Here is a 9,439-nt window from a genome sequence, read left to right as displayed (position 1 = left end):
ACGACCGACTGCGGACCGTTCAGCGCGGCAATGCTCACACCCTCGACCAGCAGCGGCAGCACCTCGTCCTCCGACGCCTGCACCGCCACCATCGCGCCACCGGCAGGCAGCTCCTGCATCAACCGGCCACGGGCCGCCACCAGCTTCGCCGCATCCGCCAGCGACAACACACCCGCCACATGCGCAGCAGCCAGCTCACCGATCGAATGACCCGACAGGAAATCAGGCCGCAGACCCCATGCCTCGACGAGACGGAACAACGCCACCTCGACCGCGAACAACGCCGGCTGAGTGAAACCCGTCCGGTTCAACACATCGGCGTCATCACCGAACACCACAGCCTTCAGAGGCTGTTCGAGATGCCGATCCAGCTCCGCACACACCGCATCCAACGCCGCCGCGAACACCGGGAACGCGTCATACAACTCACGCCCCATACCCAGCCGCTGACTCCCCTGCCCCGTGAACAGGAACGCCGACTTACCACCCACCACCGAACCCGACACAAGACCCGGCGCCGACTCGCCACGCGCCAGGGACTCCAGGCTCGCGACCAGCGCGGCCCGGTCCCGCCCCACGACCACCGCACGGTGATCGAGGGCGGTCCGGGTGGTGGCCAGCGAGTGACCGAGATCCAGGGACCGCTGCCCGGGGAACCGCTCGATGTGGGCGAGCAGCCGCTCGGCCTGGGCGCGCAGCGCCTCCGTGCTCCTGGCGGACAGCACCCACGGCAGCACGCCGGACTCGCGCGACGGCACGCCCGCGGCGGATTCCGCGACGGCCTCCGGCTCCGGGGCCTGCTCGATGATCGTGTGCGCATTGGTACCCGACACACCGAAGGACGAGACACCGAAACGGCGCGGGCGTCCGCTCTCCGGCCACGCCACCGACTCGGTGAGCAGCGAGACCGCGCCCGCCTCCCAGTCCACGTGCGGCGACGGCTCGTCGACATGCAGCGTCTGCGGCAGCACACCATGACGCATCGCCATGACCATCTTGATGATGCCCGCGACACCGGCAGCGTTCTGCGTGTGGCCGATGTTGGATTTCAGCGACCCCAGCCACAACGGCCGGCCCTCGGGACGGTCCTGGCCGTACGTGGCCAGCAGCGCCTGCGCCTCGATCGGGTCACCCAACGTCGTACCCGTACCGTGCGCCTCCACGGCATCGACCTCGGCGGCCGACAGCCGGGCATTCTCCAACGCCTGACGGATCACACGCTGCTGCGCAGGCCCGTTCGGCGCCGTCAGACCATTGCTCGCACCATCCTGATTGACCGCAGAACCCCGCACCACCGCCAGCACCGGATGACCATTGCGCCGGGCATCCGACAACCGCTCCACCAACAGCACACCGACACCCTCGGACCAGCCCGTACCATCGGCGGACGCCGCGAAGGACTTGCACCGACCATCGGCGGACAGACCACGCTGACGGCTGAACTCCACGAAGACATCCGGGGAGGCCAGCACGGTGACCCCGGCGGCGAGCGCCAGGGAGCATTCGCCGTTGCGCAGCGCCTGTACCGCCAGGTGCAGGGCGACGGACGAGGACGAGCACGCCGTGTCGATGGTGGCTGCCGGGCCCTCCAGCCCGAAGGCGTACGAGAGCCGCCCGGAGACGACGCTGGAGGCAGTGCCGGTGAGCAGGTGGCCCTCGACGCCCTCCGGAAGGTCGTACTCGCCGGCGCCGTACGCCTGGGCCGAGGCGCCGACGAACACGCCGGTACGGGAACCGCGGACGGCCGCCGGATCGATACCGGCCCGCTCGAACGCCTCCCAGGACGTCTCCAGCAGCAGCCGCTGCTGCGGGTCCATGGCGAGGGCCTCGCGCGGCGAGATACCGAAGAAGCCGGGGTCGAACTCCGCGGCCTCGTGGAGGAAGCCGCCCCCACGGGCGTAGAAGGTGCCCTCGCGGTCCGGGTCCGGGTCGTACAGGGACTCGATGTCCCAGCCGCGGTCCTCCGGGAAGCCGGAGATGGCGTCGCCGCCCCGGTCGACGAGGTGCCACAGGTCCTCGGGCGACCGTACGCCGCCCGGGTACCGGCAGCTCATGCCGACGATGGCGATGGGCTCCCGGGATGCCTCGGTGAGCTGCTGGTTCTGCCGGCGCAGCCTGTCGGTCTCCTTGAGCGAGGCCCGCAGCGCTTCAACGAGTTTTTCGTTGGGGGTTGTCATCTTGATACTCCGTGCTTTGGGCCGCGTCAGGATTCGGTGCCGTCGAGGCTGTCGAGGTCGAGTGCCATGTCGATGAGGTGCTGGACGTCCATCTCGTCGATGGACTCGGCGGTGTCATCGGCATGACCGGCGGCGGGTGTCGCCGCTTGGGGGTTGGCCAGTTGGAGCATCGGCTCCAACAGTCCGGCCTCCCGGATCCTGCTCATCGGGATGGCGGCCAGGGTCCTGCGCAGTTCGGCGTCCTGGGGATCGGTGTCGACCGCTGCGGCCGGGCCGGTGCCCGAGCCGTCCGGGACCAGTTCGCGCAGCAGGTGGTCGGCCAGGGCCTGAGGGGTCGGGTAGTCGAAGACGAGGCTGGCAGGCAACCGGAGTCCGGTCGCCGCGCCGAGCTTGGTACGCAGTTCGACCGCGGTGAGCGAGTCGAAGCCCAGCTCGTTGAAGGCGCGTCCGGCCCCGACGTCGGCGGCGGAGGCGTGGCCGAGGGCCGTCGCCACCTGTCCGCGGACCAGTTCCAGCACCGCGTTCTGCCGCTCGCCACCGGTCATCGCCGTCAGCCGCTCGCGCAGCGCCGGTGCGCTTGCCCCGCCGTCCGCCGCGCCGTTGCCCTCCGTGCTGTCGGACAGGGCGGCACGGACCTGCGGAAGGTCGTCGATCAGCGGGCGCGGCCGGGCCGCGGCGAAGACGGGGGCGAAGCGTGCCCATTCGACATCGGCCACGGTCACGGCCGTCTCGCTGCCGGACAGTGCCCGACGCAGCGCGACCATGCCGAGCTCCGCCGACATCGGCGGCAGGCCGCGTCGGCTGAGCTGCTCGGAGGCGTCGCCCTCGGTGGCCATGCCACCGTCGGCCCACGGACCCCAGGCCACCGCTGTGGCGGTCAGGCCCCGCGCCCGGCGCTGCTCGGCGAGCGCGTCGAGGAAGGCGTTGGCCGCGGAGTACGCGCCCTGCCCGCCACTCCCCCAGACGCCGGCGATCGATGAGAAGAGGATGAAGGCGTCGAGCGTCCGGTCCTCGGTGTCACCGGAGAAGATGTCGTCCAGGTGGATCGCGCCCAAGGTCTTGGCCGCCACGACATCGGCGAACTCGGGGAGTTCGGTCCCGGTGCCTGGCACCTGGGAGATGCCTGCGGCGTGCACCACGGACCGCACCGGGGCGCCGTCGGCCGCCAGTTTGTCGACCAGCGTGGTCAGCGCCTCGCGGTCGGACACGTCACATGCCTCGACGGTCACCGTGATGTCGTTGCTGGACAGTTCGGCCACGATCTCGGCAGCGCCGGGGGCGTCGGGGCCCCGTCGGCTGAGCAGCACCAGGCGTTCGGCGCCGTTGCCCGCCAGCCAGCGGGCCACGTGCTTGCCCAGCGCGCCGGTGCCGCCGGTCACCAGAACGGTGCCGCGCGGCGTCCACTCGGTGCCGTCGTCGGCCGCGGTCCGGTGCGTCAGCCGCCGTACGAAGGGGCCCGCGGCGCGGATCGCCACCTGGTCCTCGTCGCCGTGGGCACCGGCGAGCACTCCGGCGAGACGGGACAGCGCCCGCTCGTCCAGTGTCTCCGGCAGGTCGACCAGGCCGCCCCACCGCTCCGGCTGTTCGAGGGCGACCGCCCGGCCCAGGCCCCAGATCTGTGCCTGTGCGGGGCTGTCCAACCGGTCCGACGCGGCCACGGACACCGCACCGTGTGTGGCACACCACAGCCGTGCCGCGGTGTGGTCCGCGGCCGACGCCAATGCCTCCGCCAGCGCACCGGTCAGTGCCAGACCGACCGGTACGGCCGGGTGTTCGGGGTGCGGACGCTCGTCCAGCCCCAGCAGGGAGAACACTCCGGCGACCGGACCGTCGGTCATGGACGCCAACCGGGCGGCGAGCAACGTCGGTTCGGTGTCGGTGGTGTCCAGTTCGACGCGAACGATCCGTGCCCCGCGCCGTGCCAGGTCATCGAGGATCGCACCGATGCGGCCGTCGTCCGCGAGGCTCGCCGGGACGGCCGTCAGCCAGGTCCCGGAGAGGCCCGGCGTGCCGGACGACGACGGCTGGGGCTTCCAGCCGACGTGGTACATCCGGCTCTCCGCCTCGGAACGCTCCTGCTGCCTGCGGCGCCACGAGGAGAGGACCGGCAACACCGCGCTGAAGGGCTGCTCGCCCTCCACCGCCAGTTCGGTTGCGAGTGCGTCCAGGTCCTCGCGCTCCACGGCCTCCCAGAACCGCGCGTCCACCGCGTCCGCGGCAAGCGGCCCGGACGGTGCCACGCCGCTGACGGTCTCCGGCCAGAACCTGCTCGGCCGGAACGCATACGTCGGCAGCTCGATGCGGGCGGCACCGGTCCCGGCGAAGAACGCCGCCCAGTCCGGGACCGCACCTCCGACGACGGCCCGGGCCACGGCGTGCATGAGCGCCTCGGGCTCGGAACGGCCCGCACGCAGGGCGGTGATGAACACCGATCCGGCGTCCTCGGCCGCGCAGTCCTGTGCCATCGCGGTGAGCACACCATCGGGGCCCAATTCGACGAAGGTCGTCACACCCTGGTCCTCCAGGGTCCGTATACCGTCGAGGAAGCGGACGGCATCGCGGACGTGCCGCACCCAGAAGCCCGGGCTGGTGATCTCCTCCACGGAGACCAGGTCCCCGGTGAGGTTCGACACGATCGGAATACGCGGCGCCTCGTACGTCAGCGTCTCCGCGACCTCACGGAAGGCATCCAACATCCCGTCCATACGCGACGAGTGGAAGGCATGACTGACCGTCAGCCGCTTGGTCTTCCGACCCTGCGCCTCGAAACCGGCAGCGATCGCTTCGGCAGCGTCCTCGTCGCCCGCGATCACGACCGACTGCGGACCGTTCAGCGCGGCAATGCTCACACCCTCGACCAGCAGCGGCAGCACCTCCTCCTCCGACGCCTGCACCGCCACCATCGCACCACCGGCAGGCAGCTCCTGCATCAACCGGCCACGCGCAGCAACCAGCTTCGCCGCATCCGCCAGGGACAACACACCCGCCACATGCGCAGCAGCCAGCTCACCGATCGAATGACCCGACAGGAAATCAGGACGCAGACCCCACGCCTCCACCAGACGGAACAACGCCACCTCAACCGCGAACAACGCCGGCTGAGTGAAACCCGTCCGGTTCAACACATCGGCGTCATCACCGAACACCACAGCCTTCAGAGGCTGTTCGAGATGCCGATCCAGCTCCGCACACACCGCATCCAACGCCGCCGCGAACACCGGGAACGCGTCATACAACTCACGCCCCATACCCAGCCGCTGACTCCCCTGGCCAGTGAAGAGAAAGGCGGTCGTGCCCCCCGTCGCGGACCCGGTCACCAGTCCCGGCGTCGATTCGCCCGCGGCCAGGGCCGCCAGGCCCCGCCCGAGTTCCTCGGCGTCCCGGCCGAGCAGCACGGCACGGTGCTCCAGGACGGCACGGGTGGTGGCCAGTGAGTACGCCAGGTCCAGCGGTCGCAGCCCCTCCGTGGCGCTCACGTACGAACGCAGCCGCTCGGCCTGGGCCTGAAGTGCGTCGGCGTCGCGGGCGGAGATCGGCCATGCCAGAACGGGCAGGGTCGCTTCCGGTGTCGTGCCGCCGGCCGCGGCATCGGCCGGCGGTGCCTGCTCGATGATCGCGTGCGCGTTGGTGCCGCTGTAGCCGAAGGAGGAGACCGCGGCACGGCGCGGGCCACCGGTCTCCGGCCAGTCGACGGCCTCGGTCAGCAACTCGATGTCGCCCGCCGACCAGTCCACGTGCGGGGTCGGCGCGTCCACGTGCAGCGTCTTGGGCAGCACGCCGTGTTCCATCGCCTTGACCATTTTGATCAGGCCCGCGACACCGGCGGCGGCCTGCGTGTGGCCGATGTTGGATTTCACCGAGCCGAGCAGCAGCGGGCGTCCCTCGGGGCGGTCCTGGCCGTAGGTGGCCAGCAGGGCCTGTGCCTCGATCGGGTCACCGAGCGTCGTCCCGGTGCCGTGCGCCTCGACCGCGTCCACCTCGGACGCCGACAGACCGGCGTTGGCGAGGGCCTGCCGGATGACGCGCTGCTGCGACGGGCCGTTCGGCGCCGTCAGGCCATTGCTCGCACCGTCCTGGTTGATGGCGGTGGAGCGCAGCACGGCGAGCACCGGGTGGCCGTTGCGCCGGGCGTCCGAGAGCCGCTCCACCAGCAGCACGCCCACGCCCTCGGACCAGATGGTGCCGTCCGCGTCGCCGGAGAACGCCTTGATCCGTCCGTCGGCGGCAAGACCGCGCTGGCGGCTGAACTCCAGGAAGGCACTGGGGGTGGACATGACCGTCACGGCGCCGGCCAGCGCCAGCGAGCATTCGCCGTTGCGCAGCGCCTGGGCCGCAAGGTGCAGCGCCACCACCGACGAGGAGCACGCCGTGTCGACGGTGAGGGCGGGGCCCTCCAGACCGAAGGTGTAGGAGAGCCTGCCGGACGCCACGCTCGCCGAGTTCCCTGTTCCCAGGTGGCCTTCGAGTCCCTGCGGCTCGTCCAGCCACAGGGTCAGGTAGTCCTGCTCATTGGAGCCGATGTACACGGCGGTCTTGCTGCCGCGGAGGGTGGCCGGGTCGATGCCGGCCCGCTCGAATGCCTCCCAGGACGTCTCCAGCAGCAACCGTTGCTGCGGGTCCATCGCCAGGGCCTCACGCGGCGAAATGCCGAAGAATGCCGCGTCGAAGTCGGCGACGTCGTGCAGGAAGCCGCCCTCGCGAACGTAACTGGTGCCTTCGAGGTCGGGGTCGTCGCTGTGGAGGGTGTCGAGGTCCCACCCCCGGTCCGCCGGGAAGGGGGTGATCCCGTCGCCGCCGGAGACGAGCAGCTGCCACAGGTCCTCGGGCGACCGCACACCGCCGGGGAATCGGCAGCTCATCGCCACGATCGCGATCGGATCGTCGTTCGCGACGGTGGTCACCCGGTCCGGCGCGGTCTCTTCCGCCGTGTCGCCCAGGATCTCGGTACGCAGGTGGCCGGTCAGGGCGAGCGAGGTCGGGTAGTCGAAGACGAGCGTGGGCGAGAGCCGCAGCCCGGTCGCCTCGCGGAGCAGGTTGCGCAGTTCGACGGCGGTGAGCGAGTCGAAGCCCAGCTCCTTGAACGCCTTCCCCTCCTCGACCGCCTGCGGTCCCGCGTAGCCGAGGACCGCCGCGACCTGTGTACGGACCAGGTCCAGCAGCAGTCGGTGCTGCTCGGCCTCGTCCAGCCCGGCAAGGCGCTGCGCCAGCCCGGTGCTGCCCGCAGCGGCGTCATTGCGCACCGCGCGCCGCGCCGGGACCCGGACCAGACCTCGCAGCAACGGCGGAATCGTGCCCGCAGCCGCCTGTGCGCGCAGGGCCACGGCGTCCACGCGCATCGGGGCCAGGGCCGCATCGGCCGTGGTGAGTGCCGCATCGAGCAGTGCCAGGCCCTCGGCCGGTGTCAGCGGCGGCAGTCCCGCACGCCTCATCCGGCTGATGTCGATCTCGTCCAGGCCCCCGGCCATGCCCGAGCCCGCCCAGGGGCCCCATGCCAGCGAGCTGGCCGGCAGCCCTTCGGCCCGGCGGTGTGTCGCCAGTGCGTCCAGGAACGCGTTGGCTGCGGCGTAGTTGCCCTGTCCCGGGCTGCCGAAGACCCCGGAGGCGGAGGAGAAGAGAACGAATGCGGACAGCGGGAGGTCGCGGGTCAGCTCGTGCAGGTTCCACGCCGCGTCCACCTTCGGACGCAGCACGCGCGCCAGGCGTTCGGGGGTGAGCGAGTCGATGATGCCGTCGTCCAGCACACCGGCCGTATGCACCACCGCCGTCAACGGATGCTCCGCCGGAACCGCAGCCAGCACACCGGCCAACGCATCCCGATCCGCCACATCACACGCCGCCCACGTCACCGACGCACCCAAACCACCCAACTCCGCCGCCAGCTCCGCAGCACCCTCCGCCGCACCACCCCGACGACTCACCAACAACACATTCCGCACACCACACTCGGACACCAGATAACGAGAGAACAACCCACCCAACTGGCCACTCGCACCCGTGACCAACACCGTCCCCTCCACACCCCACACAACACGCCCAGCACCCTCACCCACCGGCACCCTCCCCAACCGCGGGGTTCGTACGACGCCCGCGTGAACGGCCAACTGCTCCTCGCCGGAGGCCAACGCGGTCGGCAGAGCGGTGCGTGAGGCGTCCTGATCGTCGATGTCGAGCAGGACGAAGCGCTCCGGGTTCTCGGCCTGCGCCGAACGCAGCAGGCCCCAGACGGCAGCCTGTGCGGGAACGGCGGGCGAGGAGGCCAGCACCAGACGGGAGGTGGCGAACCGTTCGTCGGCCAGCCATGCCTGGGCGAGGGCGAGTGCCTCGGCAGAGGCCCGGTGCGCCGCGACTGCCGCGTCCGGGGCGTCCTGCTCAACAGGCGATACGAAGACGATCTCGGGAAGTTCCGCACCGGATGCCACCGCGTCGCTCAGCGCCGCAAGGTCGGTGTACGCGGGGACGCCGAGCCCCAGGCGATCGTGGCCGAGCACCGCCCATCGGGCATCCGCCCGCGCGCCCTCGTCGGCGACGGGCTGCTCCACCCACTCCACCCGGAACAGCGATTCATGGAACGCCGCGCGTGCGGCACGCACCTGCTCGGCCGAGATCGCGCGCAGCGCGAGCGACTCCACGACGGCCACCGGCGCGCCGGTGGAGTCCGCGATCTCCAGTCGCACCTCCGCGGCACCCCGCAGCTCCAGCCGGACCCGCAACGTGTTCGCGCCACTCGCGTACAGCGACACTCCGCTCCAGGCGAACGGCAGCCGTCCCTGTCCCTGGCCGTCACCCGCCAGGCCGAGCGCGTGCAGCGCGGAGTCCAGCAGCGCGGGGTGCAGGCCGAATGCGCCGGCCCCCCGGGACCGCTCGGGCAGTTCCACGTCGGCGAACAGTTCGTCGCCACGTCGCCAGGCGGCGGTCAGCCCCTGGAACGCCGGCCCGTAGGGCAGGCCGTCGGCGGCCAGGGCCGCGTACAGCTCCGCGACGTCGGCGGCCTCGGCACCGGAGGGCGGCCACTCGGCCAAGGCGAACTCCGGCCGCTGTACCCCGGTGGCGAGCGTGCCGGTGGCGTGCCGGGTCCACGGCTCCTCGTCGGGGGCGTCCACCGTGCGGGAGAGAACCGTCAGCGAACGGCGGCCATCGGCGTCCGGCGCGCCCACCGTCAGTTGCAGCCGCACTCCGCCACGTGCGGGCAGCACCAGCGGCGCCTCCAGGGTGAGCTCCTCCAGGTGGTCGCAGCCGACCTGGTCGCCCGCCCGGATGCCCAG

2 protein-coding genes are annotated in these 9,439 nt (G+C 71.4%); both read right to left on the bottom strand.

Annotation, left to right across the window (positions count from 1 at the left end):
• Positions 1 to 2,177, bottom strand: a 2,177-nt coding sequence (locus ACFC79_RS37885) for a type I polyketide synthase (protein WP_376249786.1), incomplete at its 3' end; no start/stop codon positions are given.
• Positions 2,178 to 2,203: 26 nt separating this feature from the next.
• Positions 2,204 to 9,439: type I polyketide synthase (locus tag ACFC79_RS37880; protein ID WP_376249784.1), on the bottom strand; the 7,236-nt coding region annotated here is incomplete at its 5' end.

Source organism: Streptomyces sp. NPDC056061 (assembly GCF_042266885.1).
GTDB lineage: Bacteria > Actinomycetota > Actinomycetes > Streptomycetales > Streptomycetaceae > Streptomyces.
The sequence above is the reverse complement of the archived record's forward strand: the minus strand, read 5'-3'. Positions and strand labels throughout refer to the sequence as shown.